Origin of the sequence: Janthinobacterium sp. Mn2066, assembly GCF_049319705.1 — a bacterium.
In the GTDB taxonomy this organism is placed as follows: domain Bacteria; phylum Pseudomonadota; class Gammaproteobacteria; order Burkholderiales; family Burkholderiaceae_D; genus Janthinobacterium.
Genome location: NZ_JBMOUF010000002.1, coordinates 498203 through 524826, shown reverse-complemented (window position 1 = coordinate 524826; position 26624 = coordinate 498203). Strand labels below are relative to the sequence as shown.

Genomic DNA, 26624 nt, shown 5'->3' with positions numbered 1-26624 from the left:
TTAAACCTTCTTGACGAACTCGGTCTTCAGGCTCATCGAGCCGAAACCATCGATCTTGCAGTCGATATCGTGGTCGGCATCGACCAGGCGGATGTTCTTGACCTTGGTGCCCATCTTGACGACACCGCCGCCGCCCTTCAGTTTCAAGTCCTTGATGACGCTGACCGTGTCGCCGTCCTGCAGGAGATTGCCGGCCGCATCGCGGTAGACTCTGGCGCCCTCTTCCACCGCTTCGCCCGCCGTGGCCGACCACTCATGCGCGCATTCAGGGCATACCAGCTGGCTTCCATCTTCGTAGGTGAATTCGGAGTTGCATTGCGGGCAGGGTGGTAATGTGCTCATGGTTGTTTCTGTTCTCTGTCTGGTGAACGGCGCCTGGCCGCAAAAGGCGACAGTATACTGCCTACGCCGGGCATCAGCGGGCTTTTTTGCCCATGATGCCCGGCGCAGCTTCACCAGGATCAAGAACGGCGCACTATCTCGATGGTGCTGTGGACGATCTCTTCATGGATGGCGATGCGCGCGCGCAGCTCGCCCGCCGTCAAGCCAGGATCGCGGCTGACCACCGACAGCGCGCACGAATACAGCTGCTTGCCTACCCGCCAGACGTGCAGGTCGACGATGCGTGGCGTGTCGCCGCCATTTGCCACCTCCACCGCTTCGCGGATTTCCGCCACCACCGGGTGATCCATCTCGCGGTCCAGCAAGACCTTGGCCGTGTCGCGCATCAGCTTTTTCGCCCACAGCGCCACCAGCACGGCGCCCAGGATGCCCATCACGGGGTCGAGCCAGCTCCAGCCATAGGCCCAGGCGCCAGCCAGCGCGACGATGGCCAGCACCGAGGTGGCGGCGTCGGCCAGCACGTGCACATAGGCGGCCTTCATGTTCAGGTCTTCGCCATGCCCCGCGTGCGCATGGTGGTCGTGATGATCATGATCATGGCCGTGCTCATGATCGTGCTTCCCGCCCAGCAGCAGCGCGCACACCAGGTTGACAGCCAGGCCGAAGGCGGCCACCGCCATCGCTTCCGGATAATGAATCGGTTGTGGCGAAAACAGGCGTTCCAGCGAGGCGGCCACCATCAGCACGGCCACTACCAGCAGCAAGATAGCGCTGGTGTAGCCGGCCAGGATCTCGATCTTCCAGGTGCCGAAGGCAAAGCGTGGGTCGCGCGCATAACGGCGCGCGGCGGCATAGGCAAAGGCGGTCAGGCCGATCGCCACCGCATGCGAACTCATATGCCAGCCGTCCGCCTGCAGCGCCATCGAGTTGTACCACCAGCCGGCGATGATTTCCAGCACCATGGTGGCCAGCGTAATCCACATGACGATGCGCGCGCGGCTTTCCGCCCTGGTGCTGGCGCTGCCAAACACATGTTCGTGCTGCCAGGCGGAGAGGTCTTCCGTTGTAGCGTGATATTGCATCATAACTCCCTGTTTTATTTTAAATACGTGCGCAGGATGCCGACGATTTCATCGGCCCCCTTGGCCCGCTCTGCATCGCTGGCGATCGCGGGACTGGCCACGTGTTCACGCAAATGCTCTTCGATGACTTCAGCCATCAAGCCATTGACTGCCCCGCGCACGGCCGCGATCAGCTGCAGCACTTCGCCGCATTCGCGCCCCTCGTCCAGCCCCCGCGCGATGCCTTCCACCTGCCCCTGGATGCGCTTGACCCGGTTCAGCAACTTGACTTTGTTTTTCGATGTATGCCCCATGCCACCTCCTGTTAAATACTATAGGGGGGTATACTATCAGCAAAAATCCGGACGGTGTAAACATAAAAAAAGCCGCACATCGCGATGATGTGCGGCTTCCGTTGGCAGCGGTCCCGTGAACCCGCTGTTAGCGTTCCCAGTGGCCGCGCGACCATTCCCATTCATTGTGCGCCCAGCGCCAGTGGCCAGGCACCCAGAAGTGGGCGGGGCTGGGGGCGACGGTGATCTGTTCCACGATCACTGCCGGCATCGGGCGCGCTGCGCCCTGGTACCAGTGGCCGGGCTGCCATTGCCAGCCATGGTCGCGCCAGGCCCAGTGACCCTGTATCCACGCGTAGCCCGGCGCCGGCGCCGGTGGGATCACTTCCTGTATCAGCGCTGGCGCCTGGCGCACCACTGGCGGATGGTCATGCACCACCACCCGTTCCTTGACCACGGTGGTGCAGCCACTTAAGGCGATGGCAAAAGCCGCCGCATAGATGATTTTATGTTTCATTTTAGACATCCTTGAACTCAACGTTATGGAAAATCAGAGCGATTTCCCCGACCGGCGGCGGTGTGGGGAATATGTCTCCCTGCCGCCTCATGCCATTAACGGTTTAGCCCGCATGTGAGGTGTATGCAAGGCGTTTCTACGGTAAGCAGATGTAACTGTCACAACGCATCGTTCTGGATATCAGGAAACCAATGTTTCCTTGCGCACAAAATGCATGGCTTGCGGCTGGTCTACCAGCACGCATTGCTTGCCGGTGCGCCTGCAATGGTCATGCACGCGCCAATAGGCATCGTGGCTGACGCAGCCTGTCTGGCAGATCACCAGATCGGCCGCCACCAGGCTCGCTTCCAGTTCGGCGACGTCTTCGGCACCTTCGCCAGCGCCCGCATGATGCAGGAAGCGGCCACCGGCTTGCTCGATGGCCTGCTGCGCGACATTGGCGCCACCGGCAGCGTGGCCCAGGTCCTGGCCCACGCACTGTACGGCTTTTTCGCGCAATTGCGCCAGCAGTTCGGGCTGCAACGACGTTTGCTGCCGTGGCACGGCCGATGGCGCCGGCACCCATTGCATCCGCAGCAGTTCGCGCATCAAATCCTGCACCCGCTCGCTGAGCCACTCGACCCGCCGCGCCAGCCTGGCGCGCGTGGGCAAGCCGGGCGCCGCAGCGGCCAGGGCCGCCAATTCCTCGCGCACCAGCGCCAGCTGCGTGTCGCGCACGACCACTTTAGCCTGCGTGCGCATCAGTTGCGCTTCCAGCTGCGCGATGCGCGCCGCCTGCTGCGCCAGTTGCGCACTGCAACGCGCCTGGACGCGCCCATACGCGTCCAGCAGCACGCGATGCTCATGCGCAATCAAAATCTCTGTCTCTGTCAGACTGCTCATCCTGCCCTCCTCTGCCACGCCAGACGCAGCAACTCAGCCGTTACACCTCACTGATAGTTATTATAAATGAGAATCATTACTATTTGTGTATGGTCCGTGCGGGCTGTGTGGGTATGGCGAAGGCGCATCAGGCGCCAGCGCCTTTTGCCGCGACGCCAGCACGGCGCCGATCAGCAAGGCGGCCGCCGACACCATCAAGCCCCGCTCCAGGCCAGCCGGACCATCGGCAATCGCCCCCACCACGATGGGGCCCGCGATCTGGCCCAGCGCAAACACGGTGGTAAAGGCGCTGATGCCAGCCGACCAGGATGCGGGCGGCAGGTTATGCCGCACCAGGGCCGTGGTCGACGCCACCACCGACAGGAATACGGCGCCAAACACCAGGCCCGAGAGGAAGACGATGGGCACGGCGCTGCTCAGGGCGGGCAGGATGACGGCGCCAGCCAACAGGGTATTGAGGATCGCCAGCGGCTGGCCGCCACGGTAACGGTCGAGCAAACCCGCCCAGATGCGTGCAGAAGCGACCACGGCCAGGCCCAGCATGGTGTAGAACACGGTGATCAGGCCGGCGCTCATGCCCTGCTGTTTCAGCAAGGCCACCACAAAAGTCATGTAGCCGATATAACCGACACCAAACAGGCAATAGCCGCCCAGGCCAAACACAAAATCTTTCAAGGCAAAACCCTGCGCCGCGCCGTGCACGGGCTGCGCCTCCCCTATCGCCCTGGCGGGCCACGCCATGATGGCGCTGGCCAGCAGGCAAGCGCTACCCAGCGCCAGCCAGGCCGATTGCCATGCATGGGACACGCCCTGTGCATGTGCAATGGCCAGCGCGGCCGGCACCAGCAGCGCCGACAGCACGATGCCTACGCCCGTGCCGCCGTAGTACAGGCCGATATACAAACCGGCGCGCTCGCTATGCAGCGAAGCCAGCCGCGCCGCCAGCACGCCGCCGGCGATGAAAATGCAGGCGCTGGCCAGCCCCGCGCCCACGCGCAGCGCGAACAGGGCCTTAGTATCGCTCACCAGGCCGGGCACCAGCATGAACAGGCTCGCCAGCAAGGATCCTGCAACCAGCAAGCGCCACACACCTACGCGGCGCATCAGCAAGGGCGTGACCAGGGCGCCCAGGAAATAGCCGAGCGCATTGTAAGTATTCATCGAACCGGCCAGCAGATACGACCAGCCCAGGTCGTCACGCATGGGCGGCAGCAGCAAACCATAGGAAAAGCGCGTCAGGCCCAGTGCAATCGCGGCGGCCAGCGACAGGGCCAGCGCGGTGGCCAGGGGATGGGGCAATCGGCGGTCTGGCATGGACATGTCAGGGGGCTTCCTTCATGGCTGGGCGCATGCTGTTGGCAAGCGCTATCGTATGCAGCAACACGGTATCGACGCCGGCGGCGGCATCGGCAGCATCCTGGGGCAGCACGATATCAGGCGTGATGCTGCTGAACCTGCTTCCATCCTGGCGCAAGGCGCGCATCCCGGTCCAGTATGCCTGGTAGCCGCCCGGCAAGGCCACGCCGGCGACATCGCCCGTGGTCCCTGCCGTGGCTTCACCGATAAAAGTGCCCAGGCCGGCAAAACGCGCCGTTTGCAAATAGGTTTCCACGGCGCTGATGCTGTCGCCGCCAGTCATGAAAAACAAGCGTGCCGCGATATAGGGTTCCAGCGGCGCTATCGTGCGCTGCGAACGCTGCCAGCTCCAGCGATCGTGCCCGGGGGCACTCAGCACCGGTATCAGCATGGGCGGGCCAGGCAATGGCAGGCGCGTAAAGTGGCCAAGAAACTGCTGCGATGAGGCAATATAATGCCGCGCATCGAGAATGATGGCGTGCGCCGCCTGCAATTGCGGCAACGCCATGGCCAGCATGTCGTCGGTCGCCATGTCCAGATTGATCAGCATCATGCCGGGCGCAATCTCGGCTACCGGCGCTGCGACTGCATCACAGTCCAGCGCATAGGCAGCGATGGTGCGCTGCAAGCGTATTTCCTGGCGCGCGCCGCCGGGCATACGGTACACAATCTCTGCCATGCTGTCGGGCGGCCCGGCCAGCACCAGCTGCTCATCGGCCCTATCCTGCGTGGACGCACTGGCCAGCTTGCTCTCGTATTGCAATTGCTGGCGGCGCTGCGCGATACTTTTGCCATCGATTTCCAGCACTTCGCTACCCGGTGTGAGTGCAGAAGCAGGGCAAGCGGCATCATTGCCCCGTTTTGCAATATAGGCGTGCCCATCGGCAAGCAACAGCCGCGCGGCCGGCACATAATCCTTGCGCAGATGCGGCCCCTGCACCCAGGCATGGCCATCCTCCAGATAGCTGAGCATATGCTGCAAAACGCGATGCAGCGACTCGCCATCGGGACTGGTCGCGGCGGCATCGAGCGCCTCGGCCAGCATGGCTTGCCACATCGCTTCACCGCGCACGTCAGGATAAAAATAATACAGCACGCCCCACAGTTGCATTACCGCCAGCAAGCGCGTGGCTCGATCGCTGACCGCATGGCGTGGCGCGGTGTGCTCGGCGTGTAAAGCAGGCGCTGGCGGGACATCCTCCCTGCCACCGGGCAACATCACCGACAAGCCATTGTACGCCAGCGGAATCGCCAGGCTGGCTGTAGTATGCGGCAACGCTTGCCAGCTGACGTCATACCAGTTGTCCCCGGAACCAAAACCCCGGTAAACCTGGTGCACGCCCCAGCGCGCCTGCACCTTGCCATCGCCGGCGCTATTGCCGGACAAGCGCGCGAGCAAACGGGCGGACGAGCGCCAGCGCACCTCGGGAGCGAGGCTGGCAAAAGCCTGACTCAGCAACAGGCGCTGTTGCGCTGGTGATGCCGGCCGTTCCAGGCGCATGACGAGCGGCCGCAACCGGGTTTCCCAAAGCGCATCGTTCTGTTCTGCCGTTTGCCCGAAATAGCGCGCCAGGGCCATCGCCCGCGCCAAGGCCTGCAGGCGCACACTGGCCCCGGCCGACAAGCCCGCACGACCACCCTCACCCGGCAAGTCGGGCGCTGCCGCCAGCGCGGTAGCCTGCACCTCTTTCAACACCAGTACGGCGCCTGGCGCCAGCCGTATTTCCGCGCGCAAGCTGATCGCTGCCCGGTCCACCCGCAAGCGCAGCCGGAAGGCGCCCTCCTCACCGGGCCCGACGAGCATATTGCTGCCCACCTGGCGCAACGGTGCATCGAAAGCTTGCGTGCTGGCCATCACGGTGACAAGCGACTTGCCTTGCGTTGCCGTAGCGAGCGTGCCTTCAAGTTCGACCATCTTGCCGGCATAAGGTTCCAGCTTCATGCGGCGCCTGACTACGCTGCCGCTGGCGCCGCCCTTCAGCAGCAAACCGGCCGGGGTCGATTCAACGCTGTCCGCGTCGCCATGCCAGGCGGCTGGCTGCAGCAGATTAATCGAGCCCGCCGGTGCTGCTGCAGCGGCCAGCACTGGCGACAGCATGCACGCGATCAGGATGCCGCGCCCGATAATCACGCTATTCATCATGGGCAGCTGCATTCAATTCCACGATCAGCTCGCGCACCCAGCGCTGCCCGGCGTGGCCATGGCTGCGCTCGTGCCACAGCAGGCTGACCTCGAATTGCTCGGCCAGCCATGGCAGCGCGACGATGGAGAGCCGGGCAGATTCCCCCTGCAGCAAGCGCCGCGGCGCCAGCGCCACCAGGCCGCTGCTTGCCACTATGCGGGGCAGCAACAAAAAGGAGGCGGCCGACATCACGACCTTGCGCCGATGGCCGAATGCCGCCAGCGCCTCGTCTATCGGCGTCGTGAAACTGCCGCCGGCTGGCGACACCACCACATGCTCCAGCCGCACGAAATCGTCCATGCCGACACTGCCTTGCAGGGAGGGATGGCCGCGCCGCCCGATCAGCACATAGCTTTCATCAAACAAATGGCGGCTTCGCAAATGTCCATGATCGGTGCCGGGCGTGGCCAGCGCGATATCGACCTCGCCGCTTTGCAACTGCTGCTCCAGCTGCGCCGGCTGGTAATGGCGCACCGCGATGCGCAGACCAGGCGCCCTCGACCGCAAGGCCAGCGCCAGCGGCGCCACGATGGCCGCTTCGATATAGTCGGTGCAAGCGATGGTGACCGTCATCTCGGCCCGTTCGGGATAAAAATCCCGGTGGTCGTGCAGGGTGCTGCGCAATTGATCGAGCGATGCCCGCAAGGGCGCCAGCAAGTCCAGCGCCTTGGCCGTGGGCGTCATGCCCCGGCGGCCAGGCAACAGCAAGGGATCGTCAAACAGCTCGCGCAAACGGTTCAGCTGCGCGCTGACAGCAGGCTGGCTCAGATGCAGCCGGTTAGCGGCCTTGGTCACATTAAGCTCCGACAGCAAGGCTTCCAACGTCAGCAGCAAATTCAAATCCACGCGCGTGGTATCCATGTAATGGATTCCTTCATATAAAACATTCGATTTCAGTTATTCCTGGCCCTTGATCATAATCCAGATTCCCATCCATGTATCAGCAGGAGCATCCAAATGTTATTGACTACCAAACCCTTGATCACCGTTGTGGGCGCCACCAGCAAGCAAGGGCGCAGCGTGGTGCGCAGCTTGCTGGCAAGCCAGCGCTACCGCGTACGCGCCCTGACCCGGCGCACCGACTCGCCAGCAGCGCAGGCACTGGCGCAGCAGGGAGCGGAACTCGTCGCCGTGCCTTTGGCGCTGGGACACGAGCAAGACTTCGTCCAGGCATTCACAGGATCGCATGGCGTGTTCCTGATGACGCCACCGATCACGCCCGATGCGGACCACGCCGAGACGCCAGAAGCCCCATTGGGCAAACAGCTGGCCGACGCCGCCGTCGCTGCCGGCGTGCAGCATATCGTGTTCACCAGTCTGGAAAACGTGGAGAAAATTACCGAGGGTAAAAAATGGGTGCCGCACTTCAGCGACAAGGCAAAAGTGGAAGACTATATCCGCACACTGCCAGTGACCAGCTCGTTTATCCAGATGGCGTTTTTCTACACCAATCTGCTCGAGTACTACCAGCCGCGCCAGCAAGGCAACACGCTGGTCTTCCCGATTTATTTGCCGGAAGACTTCCGCGCCCCGTTTGTCGATCCATTGACGGCGACTGGCCCGGCCGTGCTGGAAATGTTTGACCATCCGCAAACTTACGCTGGCCGCACATTGCCGGTGATCGGCGAGATTCTTTCCCCCCGTGAAATGGTGGAGACATTTGCCAGGGTGACGGGCAAGAAAGCCGTCTACAGCTCGGCCTATACGCGCGAGGAATTGCTGGCCCACTTCCCTGCCTTTGCCGGCATGGGCAGCTTTGTGGATGAGGCGACAGGCATGGTCGAGTATGCGGTGGAATACGGCTACTTTGGCCAGGGGCGCGATGTGTTGTGGAGCCGGGAAATCAATCCGCAAAGTCTGACGTGGGAAGAGTTTTTGCGGGTGAGTGGATGGCGGGGAGAGGCCGTGACGTTTGGGGCTGGGGCTGGTGCTTGAGGTGGGCTGGACGTTGTTGCCCGCTGTGCGGCCGATAGGCAATTCGGAGTACCTTGCGCAAAGTACACGCAAGGCTTCGAATACCACCATCTCCACCGGCAGATCAGCAAAAAGGGCTTGAATTTTCCTTCCTATACCCAGCGCTTATCCTGGATTTCGTTGGACAAACTGGTACGTAAGGCCTTGGCGCAGTAGAAGGCGTCGAAACCATGGCGCTGATTGATTTGAGACAGTCCATGAAAGAAACGAATAACGGTTTCCTTGGTCGGCGGGTCGCAGTCAAGCCGGCTGCCTTCGTCGACGTGCAGCACATTGGCGCTCGATACGATGCCATGGCCTGCCAGTTCCTCGCATAGCGCCAGCAATTCATCCACTGGCTCCAGGCCAAGCACGAAATTGGTCCAGGACTTGCCACGACCAAATACGGTGGCGGCATGTTTGAGTCGCTCGATAAAGAACTCTCGACCAAGCGCACTTTTGCCAGGGCAGTACTTACTGAACCAGGGATCGTTGCCCACCTCCAGGTTGAAAACGACGATTGCCACGCCAGCCTGCCTGAGTTTATCCAGTCGGCCCAAGTCGTGCGGCGGCGTGATGACGGCGACGATACCCTCGGTACTCTTTGATGCCACCTGGTCCTTGATGTGCGCGGCAATCTCGCAATAAATATCGGCTTGCTGGTCGAGCTGTTCATCGGGCAAATTGCCCGATATCAGGATGACGTGCATGTGCTCCGAATAGCACTCTGCCTGCAACGCCAGATCGATCGATTCCGACAAGTTCGCAAGATAGGATGTGCGTACGGCATCCCAACCCGGGCCACCGGGTCGCAAGTGCGCCGCATGCAGGGCGTCATTCGGATTTTTCACGGCGACTTTGTTAACGCCGCAAAACCGGCAAGTCCCGGAAATGAGGCAACCTTTCCATGGAATAATGTTGAGTTCGTCATAGCCGCAAGCAGAGATGTACTTCTGGGCCAGGTCACCACTGGCCAGCTGCTGCGCGTAGTATTCTGGCTGTTTGACGAAACTGACCTTTACATGCTCGCTGGCGAGCTGGTCGCCGATGTGACACACCAGCTCTCCCGAGGCTGCCACGTCAACGGTGACAGGTTCCGTCTTGCCGTGCGCCGAGACACAGGAAACTACCGTGCGATAGCCATCTTCCCCTTCGAGGAATAATTCCTGCGGCCGTTCCCGTGTGTATCCCTTGGGGGCGTTATATACAAGGTTTTGACGCTTGGCGTCCACACGCACAGCGCAGTCGAGTGCTGCGGGGGTAAACACCACACCGCGCGTGAGGATCTCGGCCTTCAAATCAGTTTCAGGTAAAAGGATCATGGTTTGACTCGCAAAAAATGGAAACACCATCCAAAATGGAATAGCGGGAAAAGAATCGGATAGACGACCGCAGCGCCAATCGCTGACGGGCGATGCCGGACGATGGCAAGTGCAAGAACGGCCAGCCAACCGATGCAGGCCAGCGGAGCGACCAGCGCGAGCGCAAAGAGCAGTGCCACGTGGAGGATGGGCAGCAGGTGGTAACAAAAGGCGTGAATCCAAAGCAAGCGGTGATCCTGCTGCGTCAGCGTGGTGCACGACACTGACTGGCGGAAGCCCATGGCCCAGCGCGCGCGCTGCTTCCACAACGCCGCGATGGAATAACATGGCAACTCAAAGGCCACCACCTCCTGCGCCTGGTGATAACGCAAGCGGTGTTTGGCTGCATGCAGGCCGATGGACAGATCGTCAAGAAAGGTGTCCGTGACCGGCAACTTATGACGAAAGCTGGAAATCTTGAGCAGGAAACATTGGCCGGGAATCGTTACTCCAAGATGCAGGCGCCACAGTACGGGACGCAGTACGCCGTGAGAAATCAGCTTGTCCACTTCCACCAGGCGCGAAATGAAGCTCGACACCTGCCGAGAATGGATGCGCCCCCAGCCCAGATCAACATCACCATCCATGGTCTGTTGAACCAGGCGCAGAAGGGAGGGAATATCGGCGGCGATATCGTTATCCAGACTGAGCAGGTAACGATGGCCGGTATCGTGCAAGGCATGCAATAACTTGCGATACTTGGTCCCCGACATTGGGATAACACGGACAGGGAAGCAGACGCCAGGCGGTACAGGTGTTCTCCCCTCCACGTATAGCAGCATCACCATGTCAGGATACAGCTGATGCAACTGATTACCGATGTCGATCAGCTCCGGGGTGAGCCGTTCCTGGCCGCGCAAGTAGGTGGCGATGGCCAGTTCAGTCATGCACCTGCTCCACAACACCTTGCGCATAAAGATGATCGAGGCCGACGGCGGCAGCGCAAGCGCGGGCCTGGGCCAGCGTTTCCACGATGGGCTCGTCACAGCCATTGAATGAGGTATTGATCAAGGCTACGTGACTGGTCGCACACTCATATGCTTGCAGCACCTGGTGCAGCAAGCTACCGTCTTCTTCCACTACCTGCAAGCGGACGGTCCCGTCAACATGGGCCAGTGCAGGATACCGGGCACGTGCCGCATCGCTCATTCTTGCCGCCGACAACATATTGGGGCCGGCCAGTGTATCCTCCGTTAGCTGCCGCAACCTACTGCGCAACACGATTCCGCCAAAAGGGCGGAAGGATTCACGGCGCTTGATCCGGGCGTTGAGCCGAGTCTTCAAGGTCAACTGTACGGCTGATGACAGAATGGAACGATGACCTAGTGCGCGCGGGCCGAACTCGGAGCCGCCCTGGAACACGCCGATGATGCGGTCGTCGGCCAACAAGTCGGCAATCGTCTGTGCGGGCAATGTCGCTTGCGCAAGCGGCGCATCATAAGAAGCGCCCTGGCTTACGCGATATGCAATGGGACGATAGTCGCCAAAGGTTTCCCGCAGGGCCATGACGGCGGCGCCAACCGACAGCCCGTCGTCACCCGCAGCGGGGAAGATATCGACTGAACGCAACGCGGGCGCATTGGCCAGCATGCCATTATTCTTGCAGTTCAGCGCAACGCCGCCGCCGAGCAGCAGATCATGGCAATTGTGAAGCTGTGTCAGTTGCTGCGTGCGAAAAGCCAGGTAGGCTTCCAGTGCCTGCTGAACAGCATGAGCCAGGTCGGCAGCCAGCGGCGTCGTCCAGTCGATATGCTCTGGACATGACTGCAGGAAATCCAGCCAGGCAGGATTGACGCTAAACACCTGGCCGCTACCGAAACTCAGCGGCGCGGGCATAGTGTGTACATGTGTTGCCAGCGCGGCCAATGCCATGACCTTGCCGGCGGCATGAGCATTGCCGAAAATCTTCTTGCTGACCGCAGCGTAGACATAGCCCAGGCTATCGATATGGCTGCCCCAGGCATATCGCTGGTGATGATAGGGCCGGTAGATTTTATCGAGCTCGGTGAGCCTACCACCCTCATGATGGTAGACGGACTCGACCTCGAACAAACCCGCATCCATACCGGCCACGCCATTGTCCTCCGGGCGGCATCCGCGACCGTCAGCCACCAGCACCAGCGCCGGCCCTGCCGGCGCCATGACGCTAGCCGCGTAGGCATGCAGCAGATGATGGCGCCGCGTTTTTTCCACGCGAGCAAAGCGGCCATGACGAGGTTCGCCCAAGCCTTCCGCATCGTGCCAGTCGCTACACACTAACAGGTCGATGTCAGTTGGCGCCAAGCCGAAGTGCGACAGCAGATAATCGACGCATTCGATCGGATCGCCCTGATCGTGCTTCCTGCGGGTCAGTCGCTCACGGGCGATAGAACCCACCAGGACGTTATCTACCAGCAAGCAGGCAGAAGCGTCGTGCCCACTGTGCAGGCCAATGATGCGAGTGCTCATCCTATATCTCGCTCGCATCTGCCAGACCAAGGCTTAACAACTGGCGGGTATTTTCAATCACATCCGGGCAATGGAAGGCCTGGATGATACCGTTCATCGACTGCTTCAGGCGCTCGCCGGGAATCACGATCTTTGCCGACAGGCGCGAACGGTGATCGTTCTTGTAGACGATCAGATCTCGTAGTGCCAGGCTGCTACAGCGCTCCAGTGGCAAGATCGTGGCCATCTGGCCGATATCACCGCGGAACTGGCAAGCTGCCGCATAAGCCGCATGCCAAGCGTAACCACCATACAGGCTGGAAATCAGTGCAGGCGTGAGTTCACGCGTGATGGCGTCACCTACCGCCCAGCGCTGGCGTAACTCCGCTTGCAACAGCGGCACAATATGGCCATGGGCAGGGTGCACGAATACGAATGATCGATCGATTACGTGGCGTGGCTGGAATGCCTGGAATGCATCTACGCCAAAGCGTTGCATCATGATCTGCGGCGCCACGCGCCACAGTGGATCGTGCTGGTCGTCGTCGATCACAGCGATATCGTTGGGCGTGCGAATTGCGTGCAGACGATGCGTCAACTCGTCAGCAGGCAGGCCGCCGCCCAGCACGGCGAAATAGTCGGACAGCAAACCAATCAGTTCTTCATTATCAGTCGTGGACATTTATAGTTACCTTATTATTAAGTATTTTTGCTGTTGAAATAGCATTTTCCAGATCGTGTGTCGCGAAGCAGATTTCGGCGACCCTAGCATTAGCGCTGCAGAGCTTGTGTGGCAGCATGTCGCCGCGTTGTTTATGTAGCGTCACCTGGAAGCCTGGTGGCAATGCACAGTCAAAGTCCGTCAGATAGCCAGGCCTGTGTGCAAACACATTCTTCTGTACCGTGAATGGTTTGAACGCCGGCGTACCGCCGGACATCGCCAGGGCTGCATAGCTGGCCATACCAGCGAAGCGCTTGATCGCCCCCAGGCCACCGCCGATGCGGCAGGAAAAGTCGAGCAAGATAGTGCGCTTGCCAACGACGATAAAGTCAAACTGACCAAAGCTGGTGGAGCTTGTGCTGTACAGCGCCGCGCACCAGTCGTGTATGGTCGCGCACAAAGCCGGCTCATGCGGCATGGCGATGTAGCTGTCGCACACCGGCCTCCCACCGATCCAGGTAATGATCTTGCGAAACAGGCGCAGCACGACAGGCCGGCCCCTGTACACAAAGACGTCGGCGCTATATTCGTCGCCTTCCAGGTAATCTTCTACAACTACCCGTGCCGTATCGTCACCCAGCACGGCGAGCATGCTGCTGCTGGCGTCGCCTTGTACCATTCGGGCAATTACCGTGTGATCAAAGCGTCCCGCCTCCACATGGCGCACGATGCCGTAACCTGAATAGCCGGAATCGAGCCGCGCCAGATAGTGCGTGGGATAAGGCTCGGAAACCTCTTCCAGATAGCGCCGTGACAAAGCGTATAGGCCGCATGCCGCCAGACGCGCGGAAAGACTGTGTTTGGAGCGGCTGGCATGCAGGGCAGGCAGTGCAATATTAGCGACGCTGGCGCGTATTGCCCGACTCACCCAGAATTCATTGAGAGGAATCACGGGCGCATGGATACCCGGGATATCGTCAACGCAGCGCACCAGGGAACGATGGGGCGCTGGAATATGCGCCGACATCGACGCGTTTTCCAGCAGCAGCACGTCCATGCCGGCGTGCCTGGTTACCGCCAGGAACTGCGGGATGTCTTCGATCGCGGATGCCCCTGCCACCATATAGTCAGGCATGGATGTTCTCCTGCGTTTGCGCAAAGAACGCGGACGTTTTCAATAGGCCAGCCTCCAGCGAGGTGGTAGCGCGCCAGCCCAGCACGCGGAAGCACTTCTCCAGGTCAGGCCGGCGCTCCTGTGGGTCGTCGACCAAGGCCGGCATATGACGGACGATAATCGGTTTCTCTAGCGTCTGGCCGACCAGATGCGCCAGGTTCGCGACCGACACCTCACGGTCAGATCCCAGGTTCATTGGCGTAGTGCAGTCGCTAGACATTAGTGCAATCAACGCATCGACCATGTCGTCGACGTAGCAAAAACAACGCGTCTGGTGTCCGTCGCCGTAGATCTCGATGGGATCACCGTCGAGAATACGCGTCACGAAATTGCTGACGACGCGGCCATCATCGCGCTGCATGCCAGGCCCGTAGGTATTGAATATGCGTGCGATGCGTATATCGACCTGGTGCTGTGTGTGATACGCCTGAACCAGCGCCTCGGCGCATCGCTTGCCTTCGTCATAGCAGGCGCGCGGACCGGTCGTATTGACATTGCCCCAATAATCTTCGCGCTGTGGTTTACGCTGGGGACTGCCATAGACTTCGCTAGTTGATGCCAGCAGAAAGCGAGCACGGACAACCCGGGCCAACTCCAGCAAGTTGCGCGTGCCAATGACATTGGTTTCGATCGTCTTGACCGGGTCTTGCTGGTAGTGCAGCGGCGACGCAGGGCACGCCAGGTTATAGACCTGTTCGACCTGCCCCAGTTGGCCAGCGTTCAGGGGCTGCACGATGTCCTGATGTAAGAAGGTAAAACGCGCGAACGTACGCAGCCGATCCACAGCTTGTGCACTGCCTGTCTGCAGCGAATCGACACATATTACGGTATGTCCCAATTCTAGTAATTTTGCGCACAAGGCGGCGCCTATGAAGCCAGCTCCGCCGGCAACTAATATGCTCACGATCCAGATCCCGATTCTTGACTATATATTTTTATTAAAACGTACTCACCCTGTCTGAGCAAAGTAAGTCCTTCATGCAATGTTGCAAAAAGCATCAATTTTACTTGCTTGACATCATCTTTGCCATAAAAACAAATTACGTCTTTGACTGCCACTCAGGGGGACGCGCCAGTGATGACTGCAAGATAGGCAATGTCATGGTACTGCGCAGGAGGAACCACATCGAAATGCTGCTGCATTGCGTGATAGACGGTCGCCCGCTGATAAAGGCCGGCCGGTCGTTTCATGTAGCAATTCAGGTATGTCTCATAGAGCGAGGCTGGCCTGCTGTCCAGGCCATGTGCGTTAAGAACACTGCACACGTGCTGTGCTACGGTATCGTCCTGCTTAACTGCCTCGCCGGACTTACTATAGTTATTGCCGTTGCGCGTGATTTTGCGCTGCGGATTCACCTGTGAGTGGTGGGCCCAGATTATGCCGGCGCCTATTACTCCAGTCCAGGATTGCTGCGGACCTGTCCAAAAACGGCTATGCCAGTGGTTTTCGGCGTAACGTTCCAGAAAACCATGCAGGTACTCCTCGTCATTCAAATGATCGAGCTTGAATGTCTGCGTCCCGTGCTGATGCCCCTTTTTGCGCTCCAGGCGCATGTAGAAATCATTCTCTTCATGCAACTGGTTCCATGCCGTATCCGACAACTTATCGCCCAGTTGCTCCTGCAAAGTGCGGATGTTCTTGCCGCGCGCCTTTCTCCCTCCCGACGGTCCCCCCATCAAATCGCGCATCAGCTTGAACTCGCACAGCAGGCCCACGCGCGCCTTGAAGTCATCGGAAATCTCGCGCGTCACACGGCCGGCCGCAAATTTATTGCTGGTGAGCACACCGATGCGGTACATCCAGGACAGGAACTGAAGTGGAGCATTCATGAATTCCATGATGAAGGCGCGCTCGGCGAGACTCGACCTGACGACAGCGGGTGCATCAGGGAACGCTGCATTTACGGTGGCAGCAATAGTGAGTGCCGTATCCGAGCACACACCATGGGCCAGGCTGCCAAGAGCGACAATCTGGGCCATGCAGAACTGCTGCTCGTACTGGTGGATATTGGCAGCCTGGGCAGGGTCAAAGCGCGCAGAATGCGTCGAAATCGGTACACCACGCTCATCGACCAGGCCAAGGCGATCAGCATGGCCACTTTGGCCTTTCTGTACCAGATTGTCGCTGAAGCCAATCTCCAGAATACAGAAGACAATATGTTTCAAGGCCTGGGCGGCGACACCTACGGTGCCAGTAGCAGCGACTTCCTGGTCGACGAGTTGCGTGAGCTTGATCAGCGTGATCAACTCTTCTGTGCGCGGCGAGTCATCGTTGAGCGCTTCATCTTCTTCACTCAGGCGTAGGAGCCATGTCTGATTAAAAAACAAGCAATCGAGAATATCGAACGCGGCGCGTCTTTTGGGAGAAATTCTAGGCATCAGCATCTTTCCCGCTAAGCCAGTTTCTTGCAGGCATCCTGGGCGACCGGAGTCGCCACCGTGACGACGACGGTCGTGATAGCCATCTCAATCAGGATGGCACGCGGGACAATGGAAAAGAAAAACATCGGCAGCTCCCAAATGGAAAGCATCCCCCAGCCAATCCGGCGGTATGCATGGGAAGAATGATGGCAGCTGCGCCGATAGATTGCAAAATGCTTATTTCGCGTTCCATTCTCCGAACTTTTAACTTGTACGCGCCTGGCTTGCCAATGTGCGGCACTTTTGGGGGAATGGAGCTTTTATACTGCCTGAAGTGAGGGACAGCCTTGGCCGCTGCGCGGCCAAGGGGCCGCGCGGAGCGCGGAGATGGGCGATTCGGATAGCCTCGCGCCCTGCAGGGCGCTCCGTCTTCGAATCCCACCGTTCCGTCCAGACAAATAAAAAAGCCTCCCGCAGGGGAGGCTTTTTTATTTGATTCTGGCGGAGACGGTGGGATTCGAACCCACGATACAGGTATAAGCCGTATGCATCCTTAGCAGGGATGTGCCTTCGGCCACTCGGCCACGTCTCCTAGCTGACTAATCAACTATGTCGCTTTAGTAAGTTGCGCTGCAGCGACGAACGTCATAATATCGATTGCCCCCCCTTTGGTCAAGGGCGTAGAGCAATATTTTTACATTTTCAGGCTTTTTCCAGTTCGAACGCTTTATGCAGCGCGCGTACGGCCAGTTCCATGTACTTTTCATCGATCAGGACGGAGATCTTGATTTCGGAAGTCGAGATCATCATGATGTTGATGCCCTCTTCCGACAGGGTGCGGAACATTTGCGATGCGACACCCACATGGCTGCGCATGCCCACGCCGACCACCGACAGTTTCGACACTTTGGCATCGCCCGTGATGCTGGCCGCGCCCAGTGCTTCGCGGTTCGATTCCAGCACTGCCAGCGCGCGCGTGTATTCGCCGCGCGAGACGGTGAAGGTGAAGTCCGTTTTACCGTCTACCGACTGATTCTGTATGATCATGTCGACTTCGATATTGGCGTCGGCCACCGGTCCCAGGATGTGGTAAGCCACGCCTGGACGGTCGGGTACGCCGAGTACGGTGATTTTGGCTTCATCGCGGTTGAAAGCGATGCCGGAGATGACTGCTTGTTCCATGTTGGTATCTTCCTCAAACGAAATCAGGGTGCCTGAATTGGCTTCGATGTCCAGCGGCAGCATCGGGTCGGTCAGCGACGACAGCACGCGCGTGGGGACGCGGTAGTTGCCGGCGAATTCCACCGAACGGGTCTGCAGCACTTTGGAGCCCAGCGACGCCAGTTCCAGCATTTCTTCAAAAGTAATGGTCTTCAGGCGGCGCGCTTCGGACACCACCCGCGGGTCGGTCGTGTAGACGCCATCGACGTCGGTGAAGATCAGGCATTCCTGCGCCTTCATGGCGGCGGCAATTGCCACGGCCGAGGTGTCGGAACCGCCGCGGCCCAGGGTCGCGATATTGTCGTTTTCGTCGACGCCCTGGAAACCGGTAATGATGACAATCTTGCCCGCATCGAGGTCGCGCTTGACCTTCTCGTCATCGATCGACTGGATGCGTGCCTTGGTAAAGGCGGAATCGGTCTTGATCGCGACTTGCCAGCCAGCATAGGATACGGCTTGTTTGCCGATCGCCAGCAGTGCCATCGACAATAGGCCGACGGACACTTGTTCGCCTGTCGAGGCGATCATGTCAAGTTCACGGGGATCGGGTTGATCCATGATTTCCTTGGCCAGTCCAATCAGGCGGTTCGTTTCGCCCGACATGGCGGATGGCACCACCACGATTTGATGCCCTGCATCGTGCCACTTGGCAACGCGCTTGGCGACGTTCTTGATACGGTCAGTCGAGCCCATCGACGTACCGCCATATTTGTGGACGATTAAAGCCATAAGAGTGAAGTTTCCGCTCAAGAAGAATAAAAAAGAGGGCTTTACTCTACATGTCGCAATGCAAAATAACAAGCTAAAAAGCGCATGAGCTCATACCAATTATGCATATGCAAATACACCGTTGATATAGTCCAGTTCGCATCAAGGGCCGCATGGCAGGCGGCCCCTGGCGGCGTCGGCAAACAGCCAGGGCTGCGGCGCCTACGCTCAGCAGGAAGCCCAGCGCAGGGCGACGCGGGGACGATCAAGCAGGCTCAGGCAATGACAATCATGACCAATACCAGCGGCAAACAGTAATTGTTGCGCCGCACAGACCAGTGGCAATCTTTCACGCTCCCAGGCAGGCACATCAAACGCCTGATAATGGTACTTCAAGCTCTTGGTGGGACGGTTCAAGGCCAGCTTCAAGCGCTCCCCGCCCTGGCGGAAATCGATGGTCAAGCTCTGGGCTTGCAGCCAGGCAACGTCAATGCCCTGCCCACCCTCTTCCACCGCATCGAAAAACAGCACGCCGCCATAGGCGGGAAAGGCGATGTTCGCTTCGCCCTGCCACTGGAATTCCTGTCCGCTTTTTTCCAGGCCAGGAATATACACGTCGTCGCGGTCGATCTTTTCACGCATGCCGGCCAACTCGGCCAGCTTTGGCGTCAGATACAAGCGGTCGCGGTAGCGGCGTACATGGCAATCCGGGTGCGTCACCAGCAATTGCGCATCGGCCCGCGCTTCCAGCAATTGCGCCAGCATTTCCACCAGCCACGCCGTCGAGGGCATGCGCAAGTTGCGCGTGCCGAACCAGTGGCGCAGCAGGTTGTAGCAGCGGTCGCTGCTCAAGGCGCGCAATTTGGATAAATCGAGGCAATCGCCATCGAGGCTGGCCGCCAGGTCTTGCGTGGCCAGTTCCGTCAACAGGCGCTGGGCCGACTGCGCATGCTGGGCGCTGCGGGCAAAACGTTCCTGGAAACCGGGAAACGCCTGCGCCAGCACCGGCATCACCTGATGCCGCAAGGCATTACGGGCAAAGCGGGGATCATCATTCGATTCATCGTGGATATGCGCAATAGCATGTTTTGCCACGTAGGCTTCCAGCTGCTTGCGCGACACCGGCAACAGCGGACGGGCCATCACCAGATCCGGATTGGCCAGCAGCTCGGGCGCGCTATTGGCGCCATCCATGCCCGACAGGCCCGCCGTACCGGAACCGCGCAGCAATTGCAGCAGCACCGTTTCAGCCTGGTCATCCTGATGGTGGCCCGTCAGCAGCAGGCGCACGCCGTGGACCGCGCACAGCTCGCCCAGGGCCGCGTAACGGCGCTTGCGGGCCGCCTCTTCCAGGCCCGTTTTCGCATTTTTTTCCACCGTAACATGACGTGCCTCAAACGGGACTTCCATGCTGGCGCACAGCTGTTCGCAATGGGCCAGCCAGGCATCGGCATTCGGGCTCAGGCCGTGGTGCACGTGGAACGCGTGCAGGGGGACGCCCTGCGCTTGCGCCCAGGCATGCGCCAGGTGCAGCAAGGCCGAGGAATCGAGGCCACCGCTGAGGGCAATGCCGATGGCGCCGCCTGGTTCCGGCGTGCAAGCGTCCAGCGCGCGGGTGAAGATATCCGCCACGGTGGCGGTTTGTTGCTTTTTCAATTCGGACTCCGGGAATGCAAAGAGGGACAGTCAGCTAAACGGATGATTTCGTTTAGCTGACTGTCCCTGGTGATACTTATTCAGTGCAGGCGAAAATCAGGGGTCAGTCCCTGCGGGATCGGAATGCGCGCCACTGGCGCGCATTCCCCCGTCGGGTCTGACCCCAGCATTCAGCTGCGTGTCCAATAACGGTAACTACGCTTACTCGCTCGGCGTAGTTTCCTTGAACTTGCCGTAGCTCAGCAATTTTTCATGGCGAGCCTGCAGCAGGTCCTTGGTTTTCATGCCCTGGAACTGGCGCAGGGTGTCGGCCAGTGCGCGCTTGAGCAGGGTCGCCATCTGTTTCGGATCGCGGTGGGCGCCGCCCAGCGGCTCATTGATGATCTTGTCGATCAGGCCCATGGCTTTCAGGCGGTGGGCGGTGAGGCCCAGCGCTTCGGCCGCGTCGGCGGCGCGCTCGGCGCTCTTCCACAGGATCGAGGCGCAGCCTTCCGGCGAAATCACGGCATAGGTCGAGTATTGCAGCATCAGCACGGCGTCGCCTACGGCAATCGCCAGCGCGCCGCCGGAACCGCCTTCACCGATGATGGTGGCGATCAGCGGCACTTTCAGTTCTGCCATCACGTACAGATTATGGCCGATCGCTTCCGACTGGCCGCGCTCTTCCGCATCGATGCCAGGGAAGGCGCCAGGCGTATCGATAAAGGTGAAGATCGGCAGGTTGAACTTTTCAGCCACTTTCATCAGGCGCATGGCCTTGCGGTAGCCTTCCGGTTTCGGCATGCCGAAGTTGCGCATGGCGCGCTCTTTCGTATCGCGGCCCTTTTGATGGCCGATCACCATGCACGGCTGGCCGTTGAAGCGGGCCAGGCCGCCTACCACCGACAAGTCGTCGGCGTAGCTGCGGTCGCCATGCAGTTCGTGGAAATCGGTAAAGATTTCATTCACGTAATCCATGGTGTAGGGGCGCTGCGGGTGGCGCGAAATCTGCGCTACTTGCCAGGGGGTCAGCTTGGCGTAAATATCCTTGGTCAGCTGCTGGCTCTTCTTGGCCAGGCGGTCGATCTCTTCCGAGATGTCGACGGCCGAATCGTCTTGCACGAAGCGCAACTCTTCGATCTTGGAATCGAGTTCCGCGATCGGCTGTTCAAAATTGAGGAAAGTCGTTTTAGTCATTGTACCTCCAGGTTTTACCGGCCACGGCGCCAGGGCGCGCGGCGTTATCTATGTTTATTTTACCGTACCGGCTGCTGCGCCGGGGGTTGCATCGGATGCGATGGCAGCTGCAGCAGGGTCCAGGCTGCGCCACAAATACCAGGTTGCCACGGTGCGCCACGGTTCCCAATTGGCGGAAACTTCACGCGCGTCACTGCGGGAAACGGGCTCGCCCGAAAAATAATTGACGCTGATGCCCTGGATCAAACCGGGGTCATCGAGCGGCAATACATTCGGCCGCAACAAATTAAAAATCAAGAACATTTCTGCCGTCCAACGACCGATGCCGCGAATCTGCACCAGCTCGGCGATGACGGCTTCGTCATCCATCTGGTCCCATTGGCTGGCGTGCACGCGCTTGGCCTTGAAATGGTCTGCCAGGTCGAGGATGTATTCGGTCTTGCGCTTGGACAAGCCGCACGCCGCCAGTTGCTCGGCCCCCGCCTTCAACACTTGCGTGGGCGTGCATTTCGGACATGCCAGCAGCAACTTTTTCCAGGCGGCATCGGCCGCCTTGGGCGTGATCTGTTGCCCGACCAGCGAACGGGCCAGGGTGGTAAACGGGTCGCTATGGCCAACCAGGTGCAGGTCGCCAAATTGCGGGATGAGCTTTTTCATGATGCGGTCGCGCTTCATCAGCTCGATCTTCGCCTCTTCCCAATAGGCCGGCACCTGTTTTACCGGCGCCTCCATAGGGACTTCCCCGTTTTCCCTGGTGTTTGCCATCATGCGCGGCGCCAGTTGGTCGAGCCGTCAGGCTTGTCTTCCAGGATGATGCCCGCTGCCAGCAATTCGGCGCGGATCTTGTCGGACTGGGCAAAATCACGCGCCTTCTTGGCGGCGCTGCGGGCGGCGATGGCCGCCTCGATGCCGGCCGCTTCATCCTGGCCGCCGGCGGCAGCGCCGACGGTTGCTTGCAGGAATTGCTGTGGCGTGCGCTCCAGCAAGCCCAATACGCCAGCCAGGCCTTTCAATTGACGCGCCAGCGCGGGCGACCTGGTCTTGTTGACCTCAGTTGCCAGGTCGAACAGGGCAGCCACCGCCAGCGGCGTGTTGAAATCGTCATCCATGGCGTCGGCCACGCGCACGGCGTGGGCTTCGCTCCAGTCGACGCCGCCCTCTTCCACGCTGACTTCGGCCAGCGCCGTGTACAGGCGCGTCAGCGACAAGCGCGCATCGTCCAGGTGCACGTCCGAGTAATTCAGCGGGCTGCGGTAATGGGCGCGCAGGATGAAGAAGCGCACCACTTCGGCGTCGTACTTTTGCAGTACTTCGCGGATGGTGAAGAAGTTGCCGAGCGATTTGGACATTTTTTCATTGTCCAGGCGCACGAAGCCGTTATGGATCCAGTAATTGACGCTGGTATGGCCAAACGCGCCTTCGGACTGGGCGATCTCGTTTTCATGGTGCGGGAATTGCAAGTCCGCGCCGCCGCCATGGATGTCGAACTGTTCGCCGAGCAAGGCGCACGACATGGCCGAGCATTCGATATGCCAGCCCGGACGTCCCGAGCCCCATTTCGAGTCCCATTTGACTTCGGCCGGTTCCGATTCCTTGGACGACTTCCACAGCACGAAGTCGAGCGGATCGCGCTTGCCCGTATTCACGTCCACGCGCTCGCCGGCGCGCAGATCGTCCAGCGACTTGCCCGACAGCTTGCCGTAATTGGGGAAATTGCGCACGGCATAGTTCACGTCGCCGTCCGCGCCCTGGTAGGCCAGGCCGTTCTGCTCCAGCTTTTCGATCAGGCTGAGCATCTGCGGCACGTAGTCGGTGGCGCGCGGCGTATGGTCGGGCGTCAAGATGCCCAGCGCAACCGTATCTTCATCCATGTAGCGCGTAAAACGCGTGGTCAGCTGCGAAATCGTCTCGCCGTTTTCCACCGCGCGGCGAATGATCTTGTCATCGATATCCGTAATGTTGCGCACATAGGTCACGTCCAGGCCGGACGCCTTGAGCCAGCGGTAAATCACATCGAAGGCCATCATCATGCGCGCGTGGCCGATATGGCAGTAATCGTAGATGGTCATGCCGCAGACGTACATGCGTACCTTGCCGGCTTCCATCGGGACGAAAACCTGCTTTTCACGAGCCAGGGTGTTGTAAATCTTTAGATTGCTCATCGTACTTTACTGGTGAAGCGGTTGCCAGCTGGGCAAAACGACAGAAAGGCGCGGACACCAGAGGGTGCCGCGCCACTGAACTACCGTGTGCGCCGAGAAAGGTCAACCAGCTATATTGTTGTTCTTGTTTGTTAGAATTGGGCCTTGTCGGTCAAGTATAACATTGATAAAAACCATACTGGCCCGATATGAATCAGGTTTTTACGAAGTTCAACCGAATTTTCACTTCTTTACAATTAAAGCAAGTTTAGAGAAAAATAACGATTAAGGACGCCACCATGCAGGAAACCCTATCCAAGCGCACGCCCTTCCTGGCGCGCTTTTTCACCTTGTTCGCCGGCCTGGCGCTGGGCAGCGCAGCGCTTGCCGCCACGCCAGCGGCCATCGATCCCACGCCCCACGTGGCCCTGAAAACCAATCTGGGCGAGATCGTGCTGGAACTCGATCAGGAGAAAGCACCGAAAAGCGTCGCCAACTTCTTGCAGTATGTCAAAAGCGGCTACTACAAGGGCACCGTGTTTCACCGCGTCATCGATGGCTTCATGATACAGGGCGGCGGCTTCGACAAGAACATGAAACAGAAAGCCACCAAGGCGCCGATCAAGAATGAAGCGCAGAACGGTTTGCAAAACGTTACCTACAGCGTGGCCATGGCGCGCACCGGCGACCCGAATTCGGCCACCGCGCAATTTTTCATCAACGTCAACAATAATGCGGCGCTCGACTACCCGGGCCGCGATGGCTTCGGCTACGCCGTGTTCGGCAAAGTGGTCAGCGGCATGGACGTGGTCGACAAGATCAAGGCCGTGCCGGTAGCCGACAAGGGACCGTTTGAAAACGTGCCCGTCACGCCGGTCGTGATCGAATCGGCGACTTTACTCAAGACAGCGCCCGCAAAACTGTAAAATAGCGTTTTTGCTGCCACGGCTAGCCGCAGGCTCAAATCATTTTTCATCTAATTTATTAAGGATCATCATGACCTCCGTCATCATCACCACCAACCTGGGCAAGATCACCGCTGAACTGGACGCTGAAAAAGCGCCGAAAACGGTCGCCAACTTCCTGGCCTACATGAACGCCGGCCACTACAACAACACGATTTTCCACCGCGTGATCGACGGCTTCATGATCCAGGGCGGCGGCTTCGAGCCAGGCATGAAACAAAAGCCAGCCGATACCACCGTGGAAAACGAAGCCAAGAACGGCCTGAAAAACGATCCCTACACCCTGGCCATGGCCCGTACCTCGGATCCGCACTCGGCCTCGGCCCAGTTCTTCATCAACGTGAAGAACAACAGCTTCCTGGACTACCCAGGCCAGGACGGCTGGGGCTACGCCGTGTTCGGTAAAGTCACCGAAGGCAAAGAAGTGGTCGACGCCATCCGCGCCGTGAAAACCTCGCGCGCCGGCATGTTTGCCGATGTGCCAGTAACAGATGTGATCATCGAGAAGGTAGAAGCCGCGTAATTTCGGCTCCGGCATCATGAATAACAGGCATTGCAGCGTTTTCGCCTCTCCATGGACTGTATACTTAGGGAGCGTTGAACAATGACAATGCCTGCCGCACTCTTTATTTCCGACCTGCACCTGCAGAGCTCGCATCCGCGCACCAGTGCGGCTTTTCTTTCCTTCCTGGAACACCATGCGCAATATGCGCAAGCGCTGTATCTATTAGGCGACCTGTTCGAATACTGGGCCGGCGACGATGACCTGGAAGACCCGTTCAATGCCCGCATGACCGCCGCCATCCGCGCCGTCAGCGATGCGGGCGTGCACGTGTACTGGATTGCCGGCAACCGCGATTTCCTGGTCGGCTCCGGCTTTGCCGCCGCCGCCGGCGCGACCCTGCTCAGCGAACCGCATGTGGCCACCATTGCCGGCCAGCGCGTGGTGCTGCTGCACGGCGACGCCGAATGCACGAACGACGTGCCCTACATGGAATTTCGCGCCATGGTGCGCCAGCCCGCGTGGCAAAAACAATTCCTCTCGATGCCATTGCAGCAGCGCAAAGAGATCATCAATGGCTTGCGCAATCGCAGCCGCGAGCACAATGACGAAAAATCGTACGACATCATGGATGTCACGCCGGACGCCATCGCCCAGGTATTCAGCGAGCACGCCAGCACGGTGATGATCCATGGCCACACGCACCGCCCCGCCGTGCACGTGGCCGGCGACACCTTGCGTTATGTCTTGCCGGACTGGGAATGCGACACGCACCCGCAGCGCGGCGGCTGGATCGCCATCGATGCGCGCGGCCATATCACGCGCCATGGCCTCGACGGCGACATCATCGAATAGGCCCAGGCCGACCCGGCGACAAGCCATCGTCCGATAACAAAACATCTTGTTATGCGCTGTAATGGCGCATGCACACCATTCACATCGGCACGGCCGGCTGGAGTATTTCCAGCGCCGCCAGCCACCACTTTCCACTCGATGGCAGCCACCTGCAACGCTATGGCCGCGTTTTGAACAGCGTGGAAATCAACTCCTCGTTTTATCGCCCGCACCAGGCGACCACCTACGCGCGCTGGGCCGGCAGCGTGCCCGACACCTTCCGCTTCAGCGTCAAGCTGCCGCGCCGCATCACGCACGTATTGCGGCTGCAGGATTGCTGGGAAGAACTGGATAAGTTTTTGGGCGAAGTGGCGCAACTGGGAAACAAGCTGGGCTGCCTGCTGATACAACTGCCACCCAGCCTGCGTTTTGACGAAGGTATCGCTGCGCAATTTTTCCAGCAGCTGCGACTGCGTTCGCCGTGCATGCTGGCCTGCGAAGCGCGCCATGCCAGCTGGTTTGATGGGCCAGCCACGGCGCTGCTGCAGCAACACGCGATCACCCGCGTACGGGCCGATCCGCCCGCTGGTGGCCAGCCGGGACCGCAGCAGCCGACGACCGAGGTGGCGTATATGCGCCTGCACGGCAGCCCGAAGATCTATTACTCGGATTACTCCACTGCATTTCTCGACACCCTGGCCACCGAACTACAACAACACGCCGCGCCAGGCAGCTGGTGCATCTTCGACAATACAGCGGCTGGGGCAGCGCTGTTCAATGCACTGGCGCTTGCCGAGAAAGTTGGCTTGCGCTGATTTGCGCTAGTATGTTAATTCACACTGGAAACTTT

At 59.7% G+C, this 26624-nt stretch carries 25 protein-coding genes and 1 tRNA gene; 5 read left to right on the top strand and 21 right to left on the bottom strand.

What is annotated here, in order from left to right:
• From ACL9RI_RS05665 to ACL9RI_RS05630, 8 genes are all read right to left on the bottom strand, one after another.
• Positions 1 to 342 (bottom strand): zinc ribbon domain-containing protein YjdM, encoded by a 342-nt coding sequence (locus ACL9RI_RS05665; protein WP_422725595.1) that lies wholly within the window; start codon positions 340 to 342, stop codon positions 1 to 3.
• Between the two features lie 119 nt (positions 343 to 461).
• A complete protein-coding gene (gene dmeF / locus ACL9RI_RS05660) occupies positions 462 to 1424 on the bottom strand; it encodes a CDF family Co(II)/Ni(II) efflux transporter DmeF (RefSeq protein ID WP_422725594.1) in 963 nt (320 codons plus the stop codon).
• 14 nt (positions 1425 to 1438) lie between these two features.
• Entirely contained in the window at positions 1439 to 1717 is a 279-nt protein-coding gene (locus tag ACL9RI_RS05655; protein WP_422725593.1) for a metal/formaldehyde-sensitive transcriptional repressor, read from the bottom strand.
• Between the two features lie 127 nt (positions 1718 to 1844).
• Complete coding sequence (locus ACL9RI_RS05650; protein WP_422725592.1) at positions 1845 to 2213, bottom strand: YXWGXW repeat-containing protein; 369 nt, start codon at positions 2211 to 2213, stop codon at positions 1845 to 1847.
• Between the two features lie 180 nt (positions 2214 to 2393).
• A complete protein-coding gene (locus ACL9RI_RS05645; RefSeq protein WP_422725591.1) occupies positions 2394 to 3095 on the bottom strand; it encodes a DUF2325 domain-containing protein in 702 nt (233 codons plus the stop codon).
• A 60-nt stretch (positions 3096 to 3155) separates the two neighbouring features.
• On the bottom strand, positions 3156 to 4409 hold the full coding sequence (locus ACL9RI_RS05640; protein ID WP_422725733.1) for a YbfB/YjiJ family MFS transporter: 1254 nt from the start codon (positions 4407 to 4409) through the stop codon (positions 3156 to 3158).
• Between the two features lie 7 nt (positions 4410 to 4416).
• Complete coding sequence (locus ACL9RI_RS05635) at positions 4417 to 6606, bottom strand: hypothetical protein (RefSeq protein ID WP_422725590.1); 2190 nt, start codon at positions 6604 to 6606, stop codon at positions 4417 to 4419.
• Positions 6584 to 7495: a LysR family transcriptional regulator gene (locus ACL9RI_RS05630; protein ID WP_422725589.1), complete on the bottom strand. Its 912-nt coding sequence runs from the start codon at positions 7493 to 7495 to the stop codon at positions 6584 to 6586. The genes ACL9RI_RS05635 and ACL9RI_RS05630 overlap by 23 nt, the downstream gene beginning before the upstream one ends.
• Before the next feature lie 96 nt (positions 7496 to 7591).
• Here ACL9RI_RS05630 and ACL9RI_RS05625 point away from each other — a divergent pair, with 96 nt between their 5' ends.
• Positions 7592 to 8569, top strand: coding sequence for an NmrA/HSCARG family protein (locus tag ACL9RI_RS05625; protein ID WP_422725588.1), 978 nt, complete (start codon positions 7592 to 7594; stop codon positions 8567 to 8569).
• A gap of 131 nt (positions 8570 to 8700) precedes the next feature.
• On the opposite strand, the gene ACL9RI_RS05620 is transcribed toward ACL9RI_RS05625, so the two are convergent.
• The 13 genes from ACL9RI_RS05620 to cysS all read right to left on the bottom strand — a co-directional run bounded on the left by ACL9RI_RS05620 (position 8701) and on the right by cysS (position 23494).
• A complete protein-coding gene (locus tag ACL9RI_RS05620) occupies positions 8701 to 9909 on the bottom strand; it encodes a radical SAM protein (protein WP_422725587.1) in 1209 nt (402 codons plus the stop codon).
• A complete protein-coding gene (locus ACL9RI_RS05615; protein ID WP_422725586.1) occupies positions 9906 to 10835 on the bottom strand; it encodes a glycosyltransferase family 2 protein in 930 nt (309 codons plus the stop codon). Before ACL9RI_RS05615 ends, ACL9RI_RS05620 begins: the two co-directional genes overlap by 4 nt.
• Complete coding sequence (locus ACL9RI_RS05610) at positions 10828 to 12396, bottom strand: carbamoyltransferase C-terminal domain-containing protein (RefSeq protein WP_422725585.1); 1569 nt, start codon at positions 12394 to 12396, stop codon at positions 10828 to 10830. Before ACL9RI_RS05610 ends, ACL9RI_RS05615 begins: the two co-directional genes overlap by 8 nt.
• Position 12397: 1 nt before the next feature.
• Positions 12398 to 13057: a hypothetical protein gene (locus ACL9RI_RS05605; protein ID WP_422725584.1), complete on the bottom strand. Its 660-nt coding sequence runs from the start codon at positions 13055 to 13057 to the stop codon at positions 12398 to 12400.
• Entirely contained in the window at positions 13044 to 14171 is a 1128-nt protein-coding gene (locus ACL9RI_RS05600) for a hypothetical protein (RefSeq protein WP_422725583.1), read from the bottom strand. Before ACL9RI_RS05600 ends, ACL9RI_RS05605 begins: the two co-directional genes overlap by 14 nt.
• On the bottom strand, positions 14164 to 15114 hold the full coding sequence (locus ACL9RI_RS05595) for an NAD-dependent epimerase/dehydratase family protein (protein ID WP_422725582.1): 951 nt from the start codon (positions 15112 to 15114) through the stop codon (positions 14164 to 14166). The genes ACL9RI_RS05600 and ACL9RI_RS05595 overlap by 8 nt, the downstream gene beginning before the upstream one ends.
• A 155-nt stretch (positions 15115 to 15269) precedes the next feature.
• The gene (locus tag ACL9RI_RS05590; RefSeq protein WP_422725581.1) at positions 15270 to 16589 is read right to left on the bottom strand and encodes a hypothetical protein; all 1320 of its coding nucleotides are present in this window, start codon (positions 16587 to 16589) and stop codon (positions 15270 to 15272) included.
• Between the two features lie 481 nt (positions 16590 to 17070).
• Positions 17071 to 17163, bottom strand: a tRNA-Ser gene (locus ACL9RI_RS05585).
• Positions 17164 to 17273: 110 nt separating this feature from the next.
• Entirely contained in the window at positions 17274 to 18521 is a 1248-nt protein-coding gene (locus ACL9RI_RS05580; protein WP_183677095.1) for an aspartate kinase, read from the bottom strand.
• 207 nt (positions 18522 to 18728) lie between these two features.
• The gene (tilS, locus tag ACL9RI_RS05575) at positions 18729 to 20156 is read right to left on the bottom strand and encodes a tRNA lysidine(34) synthetase TilS (RefSeq protein WP_422725580.1); all 1428 of its coding nucleotides are present in this window, start codon (positions 20154 to 20156) and stop codon (positions 18729 to 18731) included.
• A 201-nt stretch (positions 20157 to 20357) separates the two neighbouring features.
• Entirely contained in the window at positions 20358 to 21332 is a 975-nt protein-coding gene (locus tag ACL9RI_RS05570) for an acetyl-CoA carboxylase carboxyltransferase subunit alpha (RefSeq protein WP_183677093.1), read from the bottom strand.
• Positions 21333 to 21386: 54 nt separating this feature from the next.
• Positions 21387 to 22064, bottom strand: a complete 678-nt coding sequence (locus tag ACL9RI_RS05565) for a DNA-3-methyladenine glycosylase family protein (RefSeq protein ID WP_422725579.1) — start codon at positions 22062 to 22064, stop codon at positions 21387 to 21389.
• Positions 22065 to 22096: 32 nt separating this feature from the next.
• Complete coding sequence (cysS, locus tag ACL9RI_RS05560; RefSeq protein WP_422725578.1) at positions 22097 to 23494, bottom strand: cysteine--tRNA ligase; 1398 nt, start codon at positions 23492 to 23494, stop codon at positions 22097 to 22099.
• Positions 23495 to 23772: 278 nt separating this feature from the next.
• Between cysS and ACL9RI_RS05555 the strand changes: the two genes are divergently transcribed.
• The 4 genes from ACL9RI_RS05555 to ACL9RI_RS05540 all read left to right on the top strand — a co-directional run bounded on the left by ACL9RI_RS05555 (position 23773) and on the right by ACL9RI_RS05540 (position 26589).
• Positions 23773 to 24399 (top strand): peptidylprolyl isomerase, encoded by a 627-nt coding sequence (locus ACL9RI_RS05555; protein WP_422725577.1) that lies wholly within the window; start codon positions 23773 to 23775, stop codon positions 24397 to 24399.
• 70 nt (positions 24400 to 24469) lie between these two features.
• Complete coding sequence (locus tag ACL9RI_RS05550; protein ID WP_422725576.1) at positions 24470 to 24961, top strand: peptidylprolyl isomerase; 492 nt, start codon at positions 24470 to 24472, stop codon at positions 24959 to 24961.
• A gap of 87 nt (positions 24962 to 25048) precedes the next feature.
• A complete protein-coding gene (locus ACL9RI_RS05545) occupies positions 25049 to 25795 on the top strand; it encodes a UDP-2,3-diacylglucosamine diphosphatase (protein WP_422725575.1) in 747 nt (248 codons plus the stop codon).
• A gap of 68 nt (positions 25796 to 25863) precedes the next feature.
• On the top strand, positions 25864 to 26589 hold the full coding sequence (locus ACL9RI_RS05540) for a DUF72 domain-containing protein (RefSeq protein ID WP_422725574.1): 726 nt from the start codon (positions 25864 to 25866) through the stop codon (positions 26587 to 26589).
• Positions 26590 to 26624 lie beyond the last annotated feature (35 nt).